This is a genomic window from Paenibacillus paridis (genome assembly GCF_006345825.1).
Lineage (GTDB): Bacteria > Bacillota > Bacilli > Paenibacillales > Paenibacillaceae > Pristimantibacillus > Pristimantibacillus paridis.
The window spans coordinates 1,187,787-1,208,530 of record NZ_VCIX01000092.1; the positions used below are offsets into that span (position 1 = coordinate 1,187,787).

Consider the following 20,744-nt stretch of genomic DNA (forward strand, 5'->3'; position numbering starts at 1 on the left):
TAAAGGAAGGGAATACTATGAGTATCCGTATAATTGTGAAAGAACCAGACCCGGTATTGCGGGAAGAAGCAAAGGAAGTAACGAAGTTCAATTCGAATTTGCAGAAGCTGCTGAAAGATATGGCCGATACGATGTACGACGCAGAGGGCGTAGGGCTAGCTGCACCTCAAATCGGCATTTCTAAGCGGGTCATCGTGGTTGACGTTGGCGATGAAAACGGACTGGTTGAAATGGTCAATCCGGTCATCGTTGAGCAAGAAGGCGAACAATTGGGGCCCGAGGGCTGCTTAAGCATCCCTAACCTAAACGGCGATGTGCTGCGTGCCGACCGCATTGTGGTAACGGGTCAGGACAGTACCGGGAAAACCTTTACGGTTCAAGCCCAAGGCTATTTCGCTCGGGCATTCCAGCATGAGGTTGACCATTTGAACGGCATTTTGTTTACCGATTTGGCGGAGAATATCTACGACATTTCGGAAAGAGCCAGAAAAGGCGGCGAATAGCTTCATGCGTATCGTATTTATGGGAACGCCGGATTTTGCCGTTCCCTCTTTGAAGCTGCTGCTCGAGCAGCAGTACAATGTTGTCGCTGTCGTAACGCAGCCCGATCGGCCGAAGGGCCGCAAAAAAACGTTGACGCCGCCGCCTGTAAAGGAAGCGGCTTTGTCGTTCGGGCTGCCTGTGCTGCAGCCTGAACGGATGCGCAGCGCGGATGCCGTAGCTGCGATAGCCGAGCTTAGTCCCGATCTTATCGTTACGGCTGCTTACGGTCAGATTTTGCCGAAAGCGCTGCTGGACATACCTCGTCTAGGCTGCATTAACGTGCACGGCTCCTTGCTGCCCAAATACCGCGGCGGCGCGCCGATCCAGCGCTCGATCATAAATGGAGAAGCTTCGACGGGCGTGACGATTATGTATATGGCTGAGGGACTCGATACTGGCGATATGATCAGCGTTGTCGAGCTCCCGATTACAGATGAAGACACCTCCGGCACGATGTTTGAAAAGCTGAGCTTGGCGGGAGCGGAGCTGCTTGGCCAGACGCTGCCGGCGATTATTTCGGGAGAAGCCAAATCGGTGCCTCAGCAGGATGAGCTGGCGACCTATGCCCCCAATTTGAATCGCGAGGACGAGCGGATCGATTGGACGAAGTCTGCTCGCGCTATTTTCAACCAGGTCCGGGGCTTGTCGCCCATGGCTGGAGCTTTCACTTCATTGAATGGTGAAGTATTTAAAGTATGGCAGTGCAGCGTACCTGTGGATGGAGCTTCCGGTAACACAGCGGCATCGCCTGGAACCGTGATTGCAGCAGACAACAACGGCATTCGTGTGCAGACAGGTGCGGGCGCGCTGGTGCTGAAGGTAATTCAGCCAGCAGGCAAACGCGCGATGGACGCGGCGGATTGGCTGAAGGGCGCCCGCCTTGAAACAGGCACACGGCTTGGCGATGGGGGTGCGGTATGACGGAAAGCACCCGCAAGACAAGCAGTAATGGCGCTGTTTCTGGGAATGTCGCTGGCAAGCCTAAAGCAAAGCAAGGGCACAAACGGCCTGCCGGCCGGGGGAAAGCTCCCCAGTCCGCGCCGTCGCAGCAGCCTGCGCCGCGCAAGGCGAAATCCCCTCGCGAGCTGGCGATGGATGCACTTGTCAAGGTATCCCAGACGGGAGCGTACAGCAATCTCCAGCTAAAGAGCACGCTTCAGGATGCAGGTCTTCAGAAGGCGGATGCGGGCCTTGTGACCGAGCTGGTATACGGCACGATTCAACGTCAGGCGACGCTCGATTATTGGCTGAGCCGCTTCGTATCCAAAGGGCTGCATAAGCTGGAGCCTTGGGTTCACCAACTGCTTCGCATGAGTGCCTACCAATTGTTATATTTGGACCGAATACCGGCGCATGCTGCGGTCAACGAGGCAGTAACCATTGCGAAGAAACGCGGCCATTCGGGTATCTCTGGCATGGTGAACGGCGTACTCCGCAGCATTGACCGGAGCAGAGTCGAATTGCAGGCAGCAGAAATCAAGCATGCAGATCCCGTCACGCAAATCGCACTTCGGCATTCTTACCCGGAATGGCTCGTAAAGCGATGGGTCGAATCCTACGGAGTGGACAAGGCGGAGACCATATGCGCCGCAGGCAACGAGCATCCGCATTCCAGCGTTCGGGCAAATCCACTCAGAGGCAGCCGCGAGGAAGTTATCGAGCAATTGAGAGCAGCAGGATATGAGGTGGAGCCATCTACGGTTGCTCCTGCAGGCATTGCCATCGTACGCGGCGGGAATTTAGCCGATACGGACGGTTTCCGTGAAGGCTTATGGACATTGCAGGATGAGAGCTCGATGCTGGTTGCCGAGGTCGTGGCCCCGAAGGCAGGCATGCAGGTACTGGATTGCTGCGCGGCGCCTGGCGGCAAGAGCACGCATTTGGCGGAGCTGATGGGCGGCAAAGGGAAGGTATGGGCTAACGATCTGCACGCGCATAAGCGCGACTTGATCGTTATGCAGAGCGAACGGTTAAAGCTGCGCAACGTGGAAGCCATTACTGAGGATGCGCTGAAGCTAGCTGACCGCTTTAAACCTGAATCGATGGATGCGGTGCTCCTTGATGCGCCTTGCTCCGGATTTGGCGTTATTAGACGGAAGCCGGAAATCAAATGGACCAAAACCGCAGGCGACGTGTCCGATATCGCGGCGGTTCAGCAGCGGTTATTGCAGGCTGTAAGCGGATTGGTGCGTCCTGGAGGCGTGCTGGTCTACAGCACGTGCACGATGGAGAAGGAAGAGAACGAGCAGCAGGTCGCCCGTTTTCTGGAAGAGCATCCTGAATTCGAGCTCAGCAGCGATTGGCCGCAGGACATCGTTCGGCAGCTAAGGAACGCCGGGGCTGTTGGCGAGCATTTTGATGGACAAGCACAGCTGCTTCCGCAGCATTTTAACAGTGACGGTTTTTACATTGCAAGGATGGTCAAGCGCCTGTAATTGCCGGTTATGGCTGATCATGGGCGTTTGTGGTAAAATAAATCGATGGCGGCTATCCAAAGAGGGAGCCGTCCTACTATAAGGTACAGGTGTGATGAAATGAAACCATGCATATATGACTACACGCTCGAGCAGCTTCAGCAATGGATGATAGATAACGGTGAGCCCGCATTTCGGGGCGGCCAGCTGTTTGATTGGCTTTATGTGAAGCGGGTTAAGAGCTTTGAAGATATGTCCAATCTCTCGAAAGCGATGCGCGAGAAGCTTGAAGAGAACTTCCAGTTCGTAACGCTAAGCGAGATTACCAAGTTCGAATCAAAGGACGGTACCGTTAAGTTTTTGTTCGGTCTTCATGACGCACATGCAATCGAGACGGTTATTATGCGCCACAACTACGGAAACAGCATTTGCGTGACGACTCAGGTCGGCTGCCGCATTGGCTGCACGTTTTGCGCTTCAACGCTAGGTGGCTTGAAACGGAACCTCACCGCAGGCGAGATCGTTGCTCAGGTTGTCACTGCGCAGCAAATGCTAGATGCGACGGGCGAGCGCGTTTCGAGTATCGTCATTATGGGCTCAGGGGAGCCGTTCGAAAATTATGATGCAACGATGGCGTTTCTGCGGATTATGATCCATGAGAAAGGCCTGAATATCGGGCAGCGCCACATTACCGTATCGACAAGCGGCATTGTGCCAAGCATGTACAAATTCGCAGAAGAGAACACACAAATCAATCTGGCTCTCTCGATCCATGCGCCAAATGATGCGCTGCGCTCGAAGCTAATGCCGGTTAACCGCCGCTTTCCTTTTGATGATGTTATGGCCGCTTGCCATAACTATATTGCGAAGACCGGCCGCCGAATTACGTTTGAATATGCGTTAATCGGTGGCGTTAACGATCGTGCCGAGCATGCGCAGGAGCTTGCGGACGTATTGCAAGGCATGCTGTGCCATGTCAATTTGATTCCGGTTAACCATGTGCCGGAACGGAATTATGTGCGTACGCCGCGTGAGGATATTTTTGAATTCCAGCGCGTCCTGGAGCGCAATAAAGTTAGCGTTACGATTCGCAGGGAGCAAGGGCATGACATTGCGGCTGCTTGCGGCCAATTAAGAGCGAAACATATGGAGTCTCAGGCGAGGTGATGACTGATTGTTAACGGCAAACCGAAGTGATATCGGACGGGTTCGTCATGTTAATGAAGACCAATCTTGGGTAAGTCAATTAAATAATGGGATAACGCTTGCCATCGTAGCCGATGGCATGGGCGGGCATCAGGCTGGAGACGTCGCTAGCCAGAAGGCTGTTGATGCCTTCCGCAGCATGCTGGAGCAGAGCGCCGCTAAAGCCGATCTGTCCGTTCAAGAGGGCAAGATGCTAATCAGACAGGCAATCACGCAGGCGAATGAAGCTGTATTTGAGCTGGCTTCGCGCAACGAGAACTATCATAATATGGGAACGACGATCGTAGCTGCATTAGTCAAGAAGGACAATGCCATTATAGGACATGTTGGCGACAGCAGGGCTTACAAAATTACCGAAGGCGTTATCAAGCAAATTACATTCGATCATACGCTTGTCAATGAACTAGTGAAATCCGGACAGCTCAGCGAGGAGGAGGCCGCTCATCATCCGCGCCGCAATGTACTGACCCGAGCTGTCGGTACGGATTCAAATGTTGAAATTGAAGTCCAAGCGATAGAATGGTCTCCTCAGGATGTGCTTTTGCTGTGCAGCGACGGTCTCTCCAATATGGTGAGCGACCAGCAAATCCTTCAAACGGTCATGACTGAGAAGCTTGAGCTGGATGCTAAAGCTGATCATCTCATTCAGCTTGCGCTGCATGCTGGTGGGGACGACAATATTACGGTCGTTCTTCTGCAAGAAGCAGCCGGCACGAATCGAGAGGGGTGACAAGGATGATTGGACAAGACCTAGGCGGACGCTATGAAATTTTGACGCGAATCGGCGGCGGCGGTATGGCGCTTGTGTACAAGGCGCATGACGTGCTGCTAAACAGAAACGTAGCAGTAAAAGTATTGCGGCAGCAATTCGTGCATGACGAGGAGTTCATACGCCGTTTCCGCCGTGAAGCACAGTCGGCGGCTGCGCTATCTCATCCAAATGTCGTTAGTATTTATGATGTTGGACAAGAAGAGGACACGCACTATATCGTTATGGAGTATATTGAGGGCCATAACTTAAATGAAATAATACAAGAGCGTGCGCCGCTGCAGACAGATGAAGCGGTGCGCATTGCCATGCAAATTGCAGACGCGCTCGATCACGCCCATCAAAATCATATTATTCATCGCGATATTAAGCCTCATAACATATTAATCGGCAAAAACGGGCGGGTGAAAGTGACGGACTTTGGGATCGCGCGGGCGGTCACTTCGTCTACGATTACCCAGACCGGCTCCGTTATCGGTTCGGTTCATTATTTTTCTCCCGAGCATGCGAAGGGGATCAACACAGGCGAAAAATCGGATTTATATTCCCTTGGCATCGTGCTCTACCAGATGCTGACGGCGCAGCTGCCGTTTCTTGGCGAAAGCCCGATCAGCGTAGCGCTGAAGCATCTGCAGGAAAATTTCGAAGAACCGCGTGTGGTTAATCCGCATATTCCGCAAAGCGTCGAGAACGTTATCCTTAAAGCGATGCGCAAAAATCCTAATGAGCGTTACCACTCTGCGCATGACATGCTGGTTGATCTGGATACTTGCTTGCGTCCGGAGCGCCTAAAGGAACCGAAAATCACGTTCAGCCATGTGAACGACATGGAGGAAACCCGGGTCATGCCGGCTATTCGCGGCGATTTTCCGCCCGCAATGCCTAAAGACCGGGAGCCGGCGGCTAAAGCTAGCACGGACGAGAAGCCGAGCGATAAGGGCGCGGCGCCACAAGCAAAGGGTTGGAAAAAACCGTTGACCGTCGTTGGCGTGACGCTCATTATTCTTGCATTGATCGTAGGGGGCTTTATTTGGCTTCTTAGCGTACTGGATGTAGCAGAGGTAGATGTGCCATTCGTGGTTGGCAAGACGGAGGCAGAAGCCCGGCAGATGATCGTGGATGCGGGTCTTAAAGTGGAAGAGCCGGTTCTTCACGAGCATAGCAAGGAAATCCCGGTGAATCAGGTGCTAAGCCAGACCAAGAAGAATATGAGAGTGAAGGAAGGTTCCTTTATCCAGATTACCGTCAGTGATGGACCGGAGCTTGAGGAACTGGGCAATTACGTGGGCAAGTCGCTTCAGACGGCGATTGACGAGCTTGGCGCCATCGGCGTTACGCCGGAGCAGATCGTCACCGAAGCCGAATTTAGCGAGGAGCCGGAGAATACAATTTTACAGCAGTCACCAAAGCCAGGAGAGCAGTATAATCCAGAATCGGTTGAATTCCAGTTCACCATCAGCAAAGGTCGCGAGACGGTTTCAATGCCGAATCTGATCGGCAAGACGCTGGAGGAAGCGAAGGAATTGATTAAGGAAAAAGAGCTGACGCTGGACAACGATGACATCTTATACGTGCCTAGCTATGCGCATCCGAAGGATGTTGTCATCAGCCAGAACCCTTATAAGGCGAAAGAGCCTGTGTCCAAAGGGGCTAAGGTATCGATAAGCGTAAGCTCAGGCCCTCCTGCCGACGCCAAGGAGCATCAGTTCAACATTACGATCTCGCCGGCGGAAGCAGGCAAGACAAGCGAGATACGAATTGAGTATTCCGATGCCCGAGGCGAGAAGATTGAAGGGGTTAAACGGCAAATTTCGGGAACGCAAACTTTCCCCGTTACCGTCTTAGTCGCTCCGGATACGGAAGCTTCCGTAACGGTTTACCGTGACAATCAATTCATTGACTCTAAATCGATTACGTACCAGGAATTATTGAATGGTACGAATTCATCCACCTTGATCATACCGGGTGAAGAAGTGCCGGCGACAGAAGAGCCAGTACAAGCGGAGGTTACCGAAAGCGATGAGCCAACTGAAGAAGAGCAGCAACAAGAACAGCAGCAGCCATAACAGCAAGGAAGGTCATCTGAAAGGTACCATCGTGAAGGCCTTAAGCGGGTATTACTACGTACGGGCTGAGGATGCGGCATCAGACTCGATAACGGTCCAGTGCCGTGCGCGGGGCGTGTTTAAGAACAAGGGGCTTACGCCTCTTGTAGGCGATGTGGTGATGTTTAGCTTAACCGAAAATGGGGAGGGGACGGTTGAGGAGCTGCTGCCTCGCTCCTCAGAGCTTATTAGGCCGCCGGTCGCGAACATCGATCTTGCCATACTTGTATTTTCAGTAACGGAGCCTGCGCTTAATTTGCAGCTGCTGGACAAGTTTCTCGTCCATATCGAGCATGCGGGCATTCCCGCCGTTCTTTGTTTAAGCAAACAGGATTTGGAGAATGACGGTTTGGAGACGGAGGAAGCGCAAGCTGCGGCTGCCTCCGTTAATCGTATATACCGCCCTCTCGGCTACGAGGTATATGGGACAAGCTCGCTGCTCGGAGAAGGCATAGCCCCTTTCCAGGAACGGCTGAAGGGCCATTTGGCTGTTTTCGCTGGACAATCCGGCGTAGGAAAGTCCTCCTTGCTTAATGCGATTGTACCGGGGCTAGAGCTCGAAACCAACCAAATCAGCAATCGTCTTGGACGCGGCAAGCACACGACCAGGCATGTTGAGCTGATTGAAATTGGCGGTGGCTTAGTGGCGGATACGCCAGGGTTTAGCCAGTTGGATTTTCAGGAGCTTGGCATAGAGGATTTGGGATATTGCTTTGTCGAGATGAGGGAGCTGTCTCCGGATTGCAAGTTTCGAGGCTGTACCCATGTTCATGAACCGGGCTGCGCTGTACTGGCAGCAGTAGAAACCGGTAAGATTGAGAAGAGCAGGCACGATCATTATTTGCTCTTTCTAGCTGAGATGAAGGATAAAAAAAGGAGGTACTAACAACGATGACGATTATTGCACCATCCATTTTGTCAGCTGATTTCTCGCGACTGGGTGAGGAGATTAAAGCCGTTGAAGCGGCAGGGGCGGATTGGATCCACGTTGATGTGATGGACGGGCATTTTGTCCCGAATCTAACCTTTGGCCCGCCGGTCATCTCGGCGGTACGGGAGGCGACCAAGCTGCCTTTCGACGTTCATTTGATGATTGAACGGCCCGAGCTGTCCATTGCCGATTATATTGCGGCTGGGGCAGACCGAATCACCATCCATGCCGAGGCCTGCGTGCATTTGCACAGAACCGTGCATTACATAAAGGAAAAAGGGCTTCCGGTAGGCGTAGCGATTAATCCGGCTACACCGGTCGCGACATTGGAGCCGATCCTGCATGATCTTGATCTAGTTCTCATCATGACGGTGAATCCTGGCTACGGAGGGCAAAAATTCATTCCTTATTCGCTCGTCAAGCTGCGCCAGCTTCGGGCGATGCTGGAGGAGCAAGGCCTTGATGAAGTGTTTGTCCAAGTAGATGGAGGCGTTAATGCGACTACAGCGGGTGTCATTCGCGAAGCGGGGGCAAACGTGCTGGTTGCTGGGAATGCCGTATTTGCAGAGAAAGATCGTGCCGCAGCCATAGCGGTATTGCGTTAGGTGCTCCGGTGATAAATGAACGGTTGAAAACGACATTATGGCTGCTGGGTTACAGCTTCGTTACAGGCGGGCTGCTAACAGCGTTCTCGTTGATTGAGGGATTTTATCGTTATCTCTTCTCGTTGCTGGCTTTATACATAGGCATACGTTTTTTTCGCAGATTTGAAACGCTTGGGATGCGCATTACTTTTTTTGTCGTGTCGATCGTATTTTATTTGCTGATTGCCGTTATCGTATCCGCTGTTATCTATATACGAGATAATCCGGACGCCATATCAGGCGTGTAATGCGCTTTCCTCTGCCGCTTGCGAAGGAATAGGACGAACTGAAGACGCATAGGATGGTTACATGAGCGTAGGATGTTTGTCACGGATTAATTCGATGAGCGTGTCTGAGGAGGGATGAGGCATGAAATTTTATACAATCAAACTGCCTAAATTTTTGGGCGGATTCGTAAAGGCGATTTTGAATACCTTCCAAAAAAATTAGATCGGATGCTGCAGGACACCCTTCGGCCGTGATCGTGGAAAACGTAAAAGAAAAGCACCTGAGCTCTCAGGTGCTTTTGTCTATGGCCAAAGCCATCATTATACGCGGGTAACTTTACCGGATTTCAGTGCGCGAGTGCTGACATAAACACGTTTCGGTTTACCGTCAACCAAGATGCGAACTTTTTGCACGTTTACGCCCCAAGAACGACGTGTTTTGTTGTTTGCGTGGGAAACGTTGTTACCTTTACCAGGTGCTTTACCTGTAAGAAAACATTTGCGGGACATGACTACACCTCCTTTAAATCTTGCGTGAGCAAAAGTGATTCCATAAGTATGGCTCGTTATGCGTGAGGAAAATTTCATTCGTAAGACAAATAACATTTAAACACACTTGAATATCGTATCATAAACATCTATTCTATTCAACCTAAATATACGGACAACCAAGTCGATTATCGCAAGGAAAGCTCGAAGGAACGCAGAAATGCTTGATTTATCGAACAGACTTCTATAACGGGGCTGTTTATAGTACAATAATACTTAGTCCATAATATATACAGTAAGGGAGTGTTTTCCATGCCTCTGCAGCTAAGCACCGAATTCGGTTCCATACATGTCTCTGATCATTGCATAGCCATTATAGCAGGCTCTGCGGCCATGGATTGTTATGGACTGGTCGGAATGGCTTCTCGCAAACAGTTGAAGGACGGGATTGCCGAGTTGCTCGGACGAGACAATTTGACTCGTGGCGTTGAAATTAGAAGAGAAAATGAGAAGCTGCACATCGACCTTTACATCATCGTGAGCTATGGTACGAAAATATCGGAAGTTGCTCATAACATTCAATCCAAGGTAAAATATGTGCTGAATGACGTAATCGGTCTACAAGTGGAAGAAGTCCATATAATTGTGCAAGATGTTAGGGTACTTAAGTAACAGGGAGGGAAATTTCGTTGAGTAAGCGCTTTATAAACGGATCTGATTTTACCGCAATGGCACTGCTCGGCGCGGATTACTTGCAGCGCAACGCAGAGCACGTTAATGCATTAAATGTGTTTCCTGTGCCGGATGGCGATACGGGAACAAACATGAATTTAACGATGTCCTCAGGTGTACGCGAGCTCCGCAGCAAGCCGTCAGCGAGCGTTGGGAAAGCGACGGAAGCCTTGTCGAAGGGACTGCTGATGGGCGCACGGGGCAACTCTGGCGTTATTTTGTCACAGCTGTTCCGAGGGTTTTCCAGATCGTTAGCCAATCTCGAAGAGGCAGGTACGGTGCAGCTGGCAGCTGCTTTGCAATACGGTGTCGACCTCGCTTATAAAGCTGTCGTGAAGCCAGTTGAAGGAACCATTCTTACGGTAGCCAAAGAAGCTGCGAAGCATGCCGTTCAATATGCGCGCAGAACGAATGATGTAATTGAGCTGATGCAAGAGGTGCATACGAAGGCAAATGAGGCATTGCAGCGCACGCCTGACCTGCTACCTGTTTTGAAGCAGGTAGGCGTAGTAGATTCCGGCGGACAAGGCCTCGTATTTATTTACGAAGGTTTCTTGCGCAGCCTGTTGGAGCTCGACGGACAGTTGGAGCCCGATGACATGCAATCTGAAGCCGCTCCACCGGAAGAGGTCGCGGTTCCAGTAAAGGCAACTCCGCTCAGGAAGCAGGAGCCGGCTTCGGCTCAAGCGCGCTTGGCGACCGATACGATTGAGTTCTTATACGATATGGAATTTTTTATCAATCGCAAGCTGAAAGGGAACGCGGCGGTGTTCTTTGATGAATCCGCTTACAAGCGTGCGCTCGGCAAAGATGGCGATTCCATTCTGGTTATTACAGAAGATGATATTATTAAGGTACACGTACACTCGAGAAAGCCCGGCGATGTACTGAATTTGTCACTCCCTTACGGCGAACTGACGGATATTCATATTCTTAACATGCGGGAGCAGCACCGCGAGATCTTGGAGCATGAGCAGGAGGATTCCGGCATTGCTGACTATTCTGCAGCAGAGCTGCTCGCTGGCGAAGGTCTGCAGGGCGTCCCGCCAGGCCAAGTATTCGAATGGGCGCCATTTGGCATCATAGCGGTTGCGTTGGGTGAAGGAATCACCGATATTTTCTTGGAAAACGAAGTGGATACCGTGTTGTCCGGCGGCCAGACGATGAATCCGAGCACGGAGGATTTCGTGAAGGCTATAGAGGCGCTATCGGCAGAACATATTTATATTTTACCGAATAACGGAAATATTATTTTGGCGGCTGAGCAGGCGGCAGAGCTTAGCGAGCGAAAGGTCACGATCATTCCAACGAAAACAATTCCGCAGGGCTTAGCGGCTGTTCTTGCCTTCAAAGAGGATGAAACAGCGGAACGAAACAGCGAATGGATGAAAAATGCGGCCGAACAGGTTGTTTCTGGGCAGGTAACCAAAGCCGTTCGGGATACGACCATTGAAGGCGTTGCTATTCGTGAGGGCGATTTCATCGGCATTAAGGAGAAACAGATCGTCGTGTCGAATGCTGATTTGCCAGGTGCATGTCAATCGCTTATTGCCAGCATGATGGAAACCGGAGGGGATTTGCTGACCATTCTTACAGGCGAGGAAGCAGATACCGGGGAAACGGCATCGCTTTGCGAATGGATTGGGGAGCAGTATCCAGAGCTCGAACTGGAAGTGCAAAAAGGCGGACAACCGCTGTATCCTTATGTTTTTGCATTGGAGTAGGCTCTAATCGTTTGATAGCTGGGAGGGATCTGCCTTTGGGAAAGGTAAGAATTGTAACAGATAGTACAGCGGATATACCGGAAGAGATCCGCCAGCGGCTGGGCATTTCCATGGTGCCCTTAAAGGTGCTGTTTGGGGAAGAGACGTTTCTCGATGCGGTGACGATTAAATCAGAGGGGTTCTACGAGAAGCTTGCGCAAGCTTCTGCCCTTCCCACAACGTCGCAGCCGTCCCCAGTGGAATTTTCTGATGTGTATCAGCGTTTACTTGAAGAGGACGCGGAGGCGCCGATTATTTCGCTTCACTTATCGGCAGCGCTTAGCGGCACATATCAGTCTGCGTTTATCGCTCAGTCCATGCTGGAAGAAGAAGCGGATCTTACGATCCTCGATTCGAAATCGGCTTCCTACGGCTTCGGCATGCGAGTGGTGAAGGCGGCCGAAATGGCGCAGGCAGGCGAATCGAAGGAACGCATTATCGAGGAGATTGAACGCCTCGCAAACGGTACGGAATTATATTTTCTCGTGGATACGCTGGAGTACTTGCAGAAGGGCGGCCGCATCGGAAAAGCATCAGCGCTAATCGGTTCCATTCTTAATATTAAGCCGATTCTCTCGCTTGATCCTGATGGCGTCGTGCTTGCTGTAGATAAGGTTCGAGGCACGAAGAAGGCAATGGCGCGCATTGTCGAGCTTCTCAAAAAAACGTATGGCGATGAGCCGGTCGGTATGACGATGGCCTATTCGCTGCACAAGGAAACGGCGGGGGAGCTTTACGAGCTACTTAAGAGCCAATTCAATGTTCAGGCGGTGAGCTGGACGACCATTGGAGCTGTTATTGGCACGCATACCGGTCCGGGCACTTCTGCCGTGTTTATGTACAGGATGTGATTGGATGATGACGCTGGACCAAATTTCCGTTCGGCAAATCAAAGGCGTGAGTGCTCCTAAGGAAGAGGAGCTTCACGCCTTTGGCGTGAGAACGATTGCAGACTTATTGGATTATTTTCCGTATCGATATGAGGATTATCGTATTCGGGAGCTTACAGATGTCAAAGAAGGCGAAAAGGTCACCGTGCTTGGTCATGTCCGGGGAATCCCAGTCTTGCAGCGCTACGGCAAAAGCAAGTCCAGACTAACCTGCAAGGTGGAGGTTGGCCAGTGGCTGGTGACGGCCGTATGGTTCAACCGACACTTTCTGCAAGACCAGCTTGTGATTGGCCGCGAGATTATGCTGACAGGCAAATGGGAGCAGCAGCGCCTGCAAATGACGATATCCGACTCGGAGTTCCCAGGCAGCGGTGGAGCTGCCAAATCAGGAACGCTTCAGCCGGTCTACTCTGTGGGTGGCAGTATTACGCAGACGTGGATGCGGAAGACGATACGTCAAGCTTTGACGCAGTACGGAACGATGATTGAGGAATTGCTGCCGCAGGAGCTTGTTCAAGGACATGACCTGATGCCAAGACGCGATGCGGTGCAGCGTATCCATTTGCCGGATGATACGAAAGAAGGACAAGAAGCTCGCAGAAGGCTGGTCTACGAGGAGTTATTTCTGTTTCAGTTAAAGCTGCAAGCCTATCGCGCGCTTAACAGGAAGCGTAACGATGGCATTGCCCATCGTATTGAAAGTGAGACGATACGCCAATTCGCTGCTACGCTGCCATTTGAGCTGACGGATGCGCAGAAGAAGGTCGTCAATGAAATTTGCGTTGATATGCGAAGGCCTTCCTGTATGAATCGTCTGCTGCAGGGGGATGTCGGCTCCGGCAAAACGGTCGTATCGGCGATTGCGCTCTATGTTGCCGTGAAGTCGGGGCATCAAGGCGCAATTATGGTACCGACCGAAATATTGGCTGATCAGCATATGCGCTCGTTGACTAAAATGTTTGCGGATTTGGGCATTCAGGTAGCCTTGCTTACCGGAAGCTTGACCGAACGCAAGCGGAGAGACGTGCTGGCGGGACTTCAAATGGGTGTTATTGATATCGTTGTCGGCACGCATGCGCTGATTCAGGAAGACGTCTTTTTTCGAAGCTTGGGCCTAGTCGTTGTGGACGAGCAGCACCGGTTCGGCGTCAATCAGCGAAGTGTGCTGCGGCGCAAAGGGATGAACCCCGATGTTCTTACGATGACAGCAACGCCGATTCCACGGACGATGGCGATTACCGCGTTCGGAGATATGGACGTTTCCACAATACGCGAGCGACCGCATGGCCGGAAGCCCATTAAGACGTATTGGGTCAAGCATAGCATGATGGAACGGGTACTTGGCTTTATCCGCAAAGAAGTGAGCAAAGGACGGCAGGCTTACATTATTTGCCCTTTAATCGAGGAGTCCGAGAAGATTGATGTTCAAAACGCGATAGATCTCTACGTACAGACGCAGCAAACCTTTCCTGATTTACGTGTTGGCCTGCTGCATGGGCGGCTCTCCGCAGCAGAAAAAGAAGGCGTTATGGGGGCTTTCGGTGCGAATGAAACGCATGTGCTCGTCGCGACGACGGTCGTTGAGGTAGGCGTCGATGTTCCGAATGCGACGCTTATGATCATTATGGATGCGGAACGCTTTGGCTTGTCGCAGCTGCATCAGCTGCGCGGTCGTGTCGGGCGGGGAGAGCATCAATCGCATTGTATTTTGGTGGCCGATCCGAAATCCGAAACCGGGCGCGAACGGATGAAGGTGATGACGGATACGGACGATGGCTTTGAGGTATCGCGCCGCGATCTTGAAATTCGTGGCCCGGGCGATTTTTTTGGCACAAAGCAAAGCGGCCTGCCCGAGTTTCGTCTAGCGGACATGGTGGCGGATTATGAGGTATTGGAAATCGCCCGCGAAGACGCAGCAGAGCTCACGGAGCGTGAAGATTTCTGGTCCAATGATTCGTATGTCAGAGTGCGCTCTGTACTGCAAAAGGATCAATTTTTTCAAGGGGAACAGCTGGACTAGGCAATAATTACCTCCTTGCGGCATATAGTTTAACGATGTGATCGGATTGCCGGATGGAGGTGTCGAGGCAGTGAGTTACCAAAATTATGGAATTAAGCCGCAGTTTGTCGAGCGTGTGAAATACAAATTAAAAAATCCTGTCATGAAGGACCGAATCAGGCAGCTTCTCGGTAATGTGACGAAGTATGATTTGCAGGACCGGCCAAAGGTAAGAAAATTAGTGAAGGCAGCCGCCGTTATTTTGCAGGAGCAGCTGACGGACACGCAGGAAGATCAGATTGTTGCCTTTGTGATGGGGCAAAAAATTGATCCCAACAACACGTTTCATTTGCTGAAGCTGTGGGGGATGTTTCGCTGACCGCTTTTGGTCAGCGATTTTTTTTTGGACGCAATCGCGGCGGCTGCACCTACCAGAGCTCGAGCTGCTCACCCGCATCAAAAGGCTCGATCAGGGCTGGCTCGTCGTTGCGTACACTGCCCACCGCTGCGGAAACGGGATAGGCATCGAGCTCACTCGCTTGGTAAGGCACGAGCAATGGCATTAGCATAGCCGTATCGGTTACTGTGCGATCGAGCCAAAGCTGCTCATCCTCGGGGCGCAGAATGACGGGCATTCGGTCATGGATGGGGGCAATAAGCTCGTTAGGGGCAGTGGTCAGGATCGTACAGCTATTAATTTTGGTTCCGTCAGGAGAGAGCCATGTTTCATACAGTCCAGCCATGCTGAATAAAGCGCGGCTTTTGAGCGTGATGCGCATAGGCTGCTTGCCGGTTGCCGTTGTCTTCCACTCATAGAAGCCATCGGCCGGGATAAGGCAGCGTTTGCGCCGCAGCGGCGTCTGGAAGGCAGGCTTGCTCGCTGCCGTCTCGGAGCGCGCGTTCAGCATTTGAAAGCCGACCTTCGGATCATCTGCCCAAGGCGGCACAAGTCCCCACTTCAGCTCACCCAATCGGTTGGCTTGTCCATCATGAATGATCGATAAGACCTGCTGGCTGGGCGCAACGTTGTATTTCGGACGGTGAAATGGCACCATAGTCTCTCCAATCATATATCTGACCAACAGCTCCTCCAACGTTACCGTTAACGTATATCTTCCGCACATGACTTTTTCTCTCCTCTCCTTGCGTTTGTTCTTAGTATAACATCGCGGCCAGCTGCAGCGCATATGTTGCAAACAAAGTATGACGGACCGCTGTGTGGCGGATACTGGTTATTATGGGCTTGTTAGCTGTGCTTCATTTCCTAAACAGGCAATGACGTTGAATGGGGAGCGCTTACGATGGGCAAAACGGATGGAGTTCGGACAAATCGCCGCACAATCGGCTATTGGCTGCGGGAGCTGCTTGCGCTTCCAGGCGCGGCATTTGATTATGCTGTCGGAAAATGGGCATCGCTCAGCGCATCGCATGAAATGATCGCAGAGGCGGTTCCGCTTGAGCTGCCTGCTGCTACGATAGCCAAGCTTACGCATGCCTGGTCCAAGTCCACAGCAGCGCCTGATTCTGGCGGTGCCGCTGGCTGGACGGAAAGAGAGCAGGGGCTGATTGCGCGCATTCGCGCGGAGATAGCGGCTGGCAATCGCAATAATGTGACGCGTACAGAGGCTTACCGTGACGTGTATTTTCGCACGCCTGAGCTGCACTGGGCGCTGCTGGCTCATATGGTATCGCGCAACGGCGGCTGGAATATGACTGATTTGCAAGGGGAGTGGCTGCCGTGGCTGCTCGGCAAGGAGCAGCGCGAGGCCGTATTCCGCTTTTTGGAGCAGGCCAATGCGTTAATTTTTCAGGATGCCTATCCTCAGCTGCTGTTGTACGAATGGAGCCGCAGAGAAGGAAGGAGCTTGTTTCACCTGCTGCCGGCTTTTGGCGTATCGGCATTTATGGCCCCGGCCTGGAAGCAGTTTTGGCGAGATGGCGAGTCGGCTCCGCTAACGGTTGCTCTTATTGTGAATGAGCAAAATTATATTGAACAGCGGGTCGTGCAGCATCCCTATTTCCGAGATAAAGTGCTGCATACGTTCTTTTTTGGGCTGCAGTCGCTGCTGCAACTAAATGGCGTTGTTTTTCCTTATGGGAAGGGGCAGCGGAGAGGGGAAGAGGCGGTCGTGCTCAAACTTTCCGGACTAATACTGGAGCGCTTCGAACATTTGCATGAACGGATTGAGTTTGGCAAACGGCTCTACGCGATGCTGTTCGGCATCCCACGCGTATACGATGGAGTGAAATGCTTTGCAGCCGCTGTTAAGCACACGGGGTCTAGGGCGGACTACGCCCCTCATTTATTTGCCCGCGTTCGTCAGAAGCCCCCTCAGCGCGTCTACGCGGAGCGTTTGCTTGGGGGACGGCTGAAGCTTGGCGCGGAGCCGATCTACAGTCCTGAGCTTAGTGCCGCTTGGGGAGAGCAACCTCCGCCGGTGCCCGAACCCGGCGATTGGTTTACGTCGGCTGCCGAGGTCGTGCCTTATTTTCAAAAGCTGCCGCTTCCGTCATCCTTCGAAATGACGAATGAATATGGCATGATGCTGAACAAGATCGAGCTGGCTGTTATTGCGGTGCAGCGGGGAAAGTGAACGGCTGCCTGAAGCAGGGGATTAGGCTAATTTTACATGGAATTTGTCCCGTTATTTTAATAGATTTCCGATTTTCGGGGAATTTAGTTGGAATTTGTCCCTCTAATTCCAAAGATTCAGCCGATATGACGAAAAACGGTTTGATTAATGGGAGAAATTACCACTAAAATCTATAGCCAAGCTGATAACGGTATTTTAGCGGGAGAAATTCCATTTATTCTTTATATCTTTATGTTGGGCATACGAAAAAGAGCCGTCCGCTTAAGCGCGGGACGGCTCCTTTTCGTAAGTCGTTTCATTCTTCTTCGATGGATGCCCCTTCGATATCGCGAATGGAGAACCATTCGCCATCAACCATGAAGCGTCCTTTCAGCTGATCGACCCGATCGACGACGCCAATGACGCTCAGCTCCTCCAGCGGATGGAACAGGCGGATCGCAATGGGGTGCCGCTGCTGCAGTGATTCCATTACAAAGCGGCTTATATTTTCCCATTCCTGCTCGTCAAGTTCGATCCGCTGCCTCTGCCGCAAAGCCTGCTCCTGTTCATTGATAGCAACCTTATGCTCCGGCAGCATCATGCGGCTCGATTCCCAGATGCCGTTGCCTTCAAGCTTCTTCCTCATTTATAGTGTCCTCCGATCTTCTCCGAGCGGTGCTGCGCTTGGCCGGCAGGGGTTACGGAGACGGCCCTTAAAATGATGGAGTCCCCATACTTTTGCTTCAGGGCGTCGGTCGCTTTCTCGAGCGCCATCGTCTTCTCCCGCTTCGTGTCAAACAAGGACAGCTGATACTCGCCATCCTCGGAAAATTGCGACAGGCTGACGCCGACCTTTCTTACCGGATAGCCGTCCCAGTGGCGAAGCAGCAGCTGTATAGCGGCATGGTAAACCGTGTTGGTCACGTTGCTCGGATCGTCCATTTTCATTTGGCGGCTAAAGCCGGTAGGCTGGTCATAATTGGCCCCCATCAAGCCAACGGAAACGACATGCCCCATATAGCCCTTGCCCCGGCAGCGCTGGCATACGAGCTCGGTGAGCTCAAGCAGGACAACCTTAATGTCCTCCAGTCTTTGATAATCCCGGGGCAGCGTCATCATATGCCCGATCACCTTCGGAGCAATCTCATGCGTCCCCGGCGTAACGGGACTATCATCGATGCCGTTCGCAATCCGAGAGTAAAGCTCGGCGTTAATATCGGAGTTTTTGCCGAATTTGCGGCGCATCATCAGCTTCAGCTTCTCGAGCGGCGTAGCGGCTACCTTGCCGATCGTCTCCAGGCCCATGGCATTGAAATGCCGCGTCATGCGGCTGCCGACCATGAACATTTTGGCAACGGGCAAAGTCCAAAGCGTCTCCTCAAGCCGATCCTTCCGCAAAATATAAATGCCGGAATCATTTTTTTTGGCATAGTTGTCGCAGGCCATCTTCGCCAGCATTTTATTTTCGGCAATGCCAAAGCGCGTGTAAATCCCCAGCTCTGCCTGGATCCGTGTCTGAATGTGATGCGCGAGCTCCTCCGGTGATCCGTACAAATGAAGGGAGCCCGTCACATCTAGAAACTGCTCATCGATGGAATAGGGCTCAACTAGGTCTGTATACGATTGATAGATGCTCGTAATCCTCATGGAGATATCGATGTACAGCTGCATGCGAGGCTTAATAATGACTAAATTCGGACACTTCGCCAAGGAATCGCCCAGCCGCTCTGCCGTGGTTACCCCAAAGGATTTGGCAAGGGGACAAGCGGCGAGAATGATGCCTGACCTTCGTTCCGGATCGCCTGCAACGACGAGGGGCAAATCCCGATACTCCGGGTGGTCAGCCTTCTCGACGGAGGCATAAAATGACTGGCAGTCCGCCAGCATAATGACTTTGTTAAGAGACATGCGGGTTCACCAGCTCTGCTGCCAAAAGATTAGCCACGAGAAAGACGCGCTGCGCGCCGGAGTTGAGACAGAAAGCCCGGATGTAGCCGTCTTTTACGGCTAGAACACGAATTCTTCGCTTGGTGAATTTCCCTTTCTTGCTCATATAAATCACATCAACGACACAATCGATCATGTGAAGCCATTTTTCCAATGCCATGATGCTCCTCCTTCTAGGTAAGAACGTTTGTTCTTATTATATGCGGAACATGTGTTCTTATGCTAGAGGTTAATTGTGGTTATTTTTTACATGGTTTTACTGCTGTAATAGCGCTACAGGCGGCTTAGAAAAGAGAACTTGGAGTGGGAAAATGAAAAAAGATAATCCCACTATTGAATTTAGTTTGTGCAGCTGATAAGGTAAAAGAATATAACCGACTGAAAAGGTTGGAATTAAATGTATGGGAGGGGTCACTTTGACCAAAATCGCGAAGAACTTAACGGAGCTAGTCGGCAACACACCGCTTCTGGAGCTTGCCAATTTTAGCGGGCAGCACAACATTCAAGCGAAACTCATCGGCAAGCTAGAGTATTTCAATCCTGCCGGGAGCGTAAAGGATCGGATTGGCGTGGCGTTGATCAAGGATGCGGAAGAGCGCGGGCTCATTAACCAAAACTCGATTATTGTTGAGCCTACAAGCGGAAATACAGGCGTCGGGCTTGCGTTCGCCGCAGCGGCACTAGGGTACCGGTTAATCATTACACTGCCGGAGAGCTTCAGCGTGGAGCGCCGCAAGCTATTGCTGGCACTCGGAGCGGAGCTTATTCTAACCCCTGCCAGCGAAGGAATGGCTGGCGCGATCAGGAAGGCAGAGGAGATTACTGAAGCGACGCCAAACGCATTTATGCCCCAGCAATTCAATAATCCAGCGAATCCGGATATTCATAAGAAAACGACAGCCGAAGAAATTTGGAGGGACATGGACGGCGAGGTTGATTTTTTTGTTGCAGGCGTAGGGACAGGCGGTACGGTTTCTGGCGTAGGCGCAGCGCTTAAAGAGAAAAATCCAGCTGTTCAAATTATAGCGGTAGAGCCTGCGGATTCCCCGGTGCTATCCGGCGGCAAAAAGGGGCTGCATAAAATTCAAGGCATCGGCGCAGGCTTTGTTCCCGACAACTTTCATCCGGCTGTGGTAGATGAAATCATTCTGGTAAAAAGCGAGCCTGCCTTTGAAACGGCAAGGCAGCTTGCGCGAAGCGAAGGCCTGCTCGTCGGCATTTCTTCGGGCGCTGCGGTGTATGCGGCGCTGCAAATTGCGAAGCGGCCAGGCAATCAAGATAAGAAAATAGTGATCCTGCTGCCGGATACGGGGGAGCGCTACTTATCGTCCGCGCTTTATCCGGAAGCCTAACGGGGGACAAAGAAGAGCGATGCAGAAGCCATGATTTAAGGCTTTTGCATCGCTTTTTCTGTTATTACGCAAGGTTCCGTCATCTCGGACCTTCTCAACTGCCTGCCCGCCAAACGGCAGGTGAGGCAGCCGCATTTTATTTTCATATAAGCAAATCAAG

At 51.8% G+C, this 20,744-nt stretch carries 22 protein-coding genes; 17 read left to right on the top strand and 5 right to left on the bottom strand.

The annotated features are described in order from the left end of the window. Positions 1-17 precede the first annotated feature (17 nt). The 10 genes from def (at position 18) to spoVM (ending at position 9,062) form a co-directional block, all read left to right on the top strand. Entirely contained in the window at positions 18-503 is a 486-nt protein-coding gene (gene def, locus FJQ58_RS27060) for a peptide deformylase (RefSeq protein ID WP_238404359.1), read from the top strand. A 4-nt stretch (positions 504-507) separates the two neighbouring features. Beyond that, complete coding sequence (gene fmt / locus FJQ58_RS27065; protein WP_139998184.1) at positions 508-1,464, top strand: methionyl-tRNA formyltransferase; 957 nt, start codon at positions 508-510, stop codon at positions 1,462-1,464. After that, the gene (rsmB, locus tag FJQ58_RS27070; protein ID WP_139998186.1) at positions 1,461-2,978 is read left to right on the top strand and encodes a 16S rRNA (cytosine(967)-C(5))-methyltransferase RsmB; all 1,518 of its coding nucleotides are present in this window, start codon (positions 1,461-1,463) and stop codon (positions 2,976-2,978) included. Before fmt ends, rsmB begins: the two co-directional genes overlap by 4 nt. Positions 2,979-3,077: 99 nt before the next feature. Beyond that, positions 3,078-4,124 carry a dual-specificity RNA methyltransferase RlmN gene (gene rlmN, locus FJQ58_RS27075; protein ID WP_139998188.1) on the top strand — a complete coding sequence of 349 codons (1,047 nt, stop codon included), beginning with the start codon at positions 3,078-3,080 and terminating at the stop codon, positions 4,122-4,124. Between the two features lie 7 nt (positions 4,125-4,131). Then, positions 4,132-4,893 carry a Stp1/IreP family PP2C-type Ser/Thr phosphatase gene (locus FJQ58_RS27080; RefSeq protein ID WP_139998190.1) on the top strand — a complete coding sequence of 254 codons (762 nt, stop codon included), beginning with the start codon at positions 4,132-4,134 and terminating at the stop codon, positions 4,891-4,893. Positions 4,894-4,898: 5 nt separating this feature from the next. After that, a complete protein-coding gene (gene pknB / locus FJQ58_RS27085) occupies positions 4,899-6,998 on the top strand; it encodes a Stk1 family PASTA domain-containing Ser/Thr kinase (protein WP_139998192.1) in 2,100 nt (699 codons plus the stop codon). Continuing rightward, positions 6,952-7,923, top strand: a complete 972-nt coding sequence (gene rsgA, locus FJQ58_RS27090; protein ID WP_139998194.1) for a ribosome small subunit-dependent GTPase A — start codon at positions 6,952-6,954, stop codon at positions 7,921-7,923. Before pknB ends, rsgA begins: the two co-directional genes overlap by 47 nt. A 5-nt stretch (positions 7,924-7,928) precedes the next feature. Further along, positions 7,929-8,573 carry a ribulose-phosphate 3-epimerase gene (rpe, locus tag FJQ58_RS27095; RefSeq protein WP_139998195.1) on the top strand — a complete coding sequence of 215 codons (645 nt, stop codon included), beginning with the start codon at positions 7,929-7,931 and terminating at the stop codon, positions 8,571-8,573. A gap of 23 nt (positions 8,574-8,596) precedes the next feature. After that, positions 8,597-8,860, top strand: coding sequence for a hypothetical protein (locus FJQ58_RS27100; RefSeq protein WP_202915337.1), 264 nt, complete (start codon positions 8,597-8,599; stop codon positions 8,858-8,860). 121 nt (positions 8,861-8,981) lie between these two features. Then, on the top strand, positions 8,982-9,062 hold the full coding sequence (gene spoVM / locus FJQ58_RS27105) for a stage V sporulation protein SpoVM (protein ID WP_010345573.1): 81 nt from the start codon (positions 8,982-8,984) through the stop codon (positions 9,060-9,062). A gap of 98 nt (positions 9,063-9,160) precedes the next feature. Here spoVM and rpmB read toward each other — a convergent pair whose 3' ends face one another. After that, positions 9,161-9,349: a 50S ribosomal protein L28 gene (gene rpmB / locus FJQ58_RS27110; protein WP_114378912.1), complete on the bottom strand. Its 189-nt coding sequence runs from the start codon at positions 9,347-9,349 to the stop codon at positions 9,161-9,163. Between the two features lie 291 nt (positions 9,350-9,640). On the opposite strand from rpmB, the gene FJQ58_RS27115 reads away from it, so the two are divergent. The 5 genes from FJQ58_RS27115 (at position 9,641) to FJQ58_RS27135 (ending at position 15,091) form a co-directional block, all read left to right on the top strand. Next, positions 9,641-10,000 (top strand): Asp23/Gls24 family envelope stress response protein, encoded by a 360-nt coding sequence (locus tag FJQ58_RS27115; RefSeq protein ID WP_139998197.1) that lies wholly within the window; start codon positions 9,641-9,643, stop codon positions 9,998-10,000. A gap of 56 nt (positions 10,001-10,056) precedes the next feature. Then, positions 10,057-11,784, top strand: a complete 1,728-nt coding sequence (locus FJQ58_RS27120; RefSeq protein WP_140000131.1) for a DAK2 domain-containing protein — start codon at positions 10,057-10,059, stop codon at positions 11,782-11,784. Between the two features lie 35 nt (positions 11,785-11,819). Then, positions 11,820-12,674, top strand: a complete 855-nt coding sequence (locus FJQ58_RS27125) for a DegV family protein (RefSeq protein ID WP_139998199.1) — start codon at positions 11,820-11,822, stop codon at positions 12,672-12,674. Positions 12,675-12,681: 7 nt separating this feature from the next. Then, entirely contained in the window at positions 12,682-14,733 is a 2,052-nt protein-coding gene (recG, locus tag FJQ58_RS27130) for an ATP-dependent DNA helicase RecG (RefSeq protein WP_140000133.1), read from the top strand. A gap of 70 nt (positions 14,734-14,803) precedes the next feature. After that, complete coding sequence (locus FJQ58_RS27135; protein WP_139998201.1) at positions 14,804-15,091, top strand: stage VI sporulation protein F; 288 nt, start codon at positions 14,804-14,806, stop codon at positions 15,089-15,091. A 49-nt stretch (positions 15,092-15,140) separates the two neighbouring features. On the opposite strand, the gene FJQ58_RS27140 is transcribed toward FJQ58_RS27135, so the two are convergent. Further along, positions 15,141-15,836 carry an SOS response-associated peptidase gene (locus FJQ58_RS27140; RefSeq protein WP_139998203.1) on the bottom strand — a complete coding sequence of 232 codons (696 nt, stop codon included), beginning with the start codon at positions 15,834-15,836 and terminating at the stop codon, positions 15,141-15,143. A gap of 177 nt (positions 15,837-16,013) precedes the next feature. Here FJQ58_RS27140 and FJQ58_RS27145 point away from each other — a divergent pair, with 177 nt between their 5' ends. Next, positions 16,014-17,306, top strand: coding sequence for a DUF2515 domain-containing protein (locus tag FJQ58_RS27145; RefSeq protein WP_139998205.1), 1,293 nt, complete (start codon positions 16,014-16,016; stop codon positions 17,304-17,306). Positions 17,307-17,601: 295 nt separating this feature from the next. On the opposite strand, the gene FJQ58_RS27150 is transcribed toward FJQ58_RS27145, so the two are convergent. The 3 genes from FJQ58_RS27150 to FJQ58_RS27160 are packed head-to-tail and all read right to left on the bottom strand — an operon-like array spanning position 17,602 to position 19,392. Next, positions 17,602-17,931 (bottom strand): YolD-like family protein, encoded by a 330-nt coding sequence (locus FJQ58_RS27150; protein WP_139998207.1) that lies wholly within the window; start codon positions 17,929-17,931, stop codon positions 17,602-17,604. After that, the gene (locus tag FJQ58_RS27155) at positions 17,928-19,193 is read right to left on the bottom strand and encodes a DNA polymerase IV (protein ID WP_139998209.1); all 1,266 of its coding nucleotides are present in this window, start codon (positions 19,191-19,193) and stop codon (positions 17,928-17,930) included. Before FJQ58_RS27155 ends, FJQ58_RS27150 begins: the two co-directional genes overlap by 4 nt. Continuing rightward, the gene (locus FJQ58_RS27160; protein ID WP_139998211.1) at positions 19,183-19,392 is read right to left on the bottom strand and encodes a hypothetical protein; all 210 of its coding nucleotides are present in this window, start codon (positions 19,390-19,392) and stop codon (positions 19,183-19,185) included. The genes FJQ58_RS27155 and FJQ58_RS27160 overlap by 11 nt, the downstream gene beginning before the upstream one ends. Positions 19,393-19,648: 256 nt before the next feature. Here FJQ58_RS27160 and cysK point away from each other — a divergent pair, with 256 nt between their 5' ends. After that, the gene (cysK, locus tag FJQ58_RS27165) at positions 19,649-20,584 is read left to right on the top strand and encodes a cysteine synthase A (RefSeq protein WP_139998213.1); all 936 of its coding nucleotides are present in this window, start codon (positions 19,649-19,651) and stop codon (positions 20,582-20,584) included. Positions 20,585-20,744: the final 160 nt, after the last annotated feature.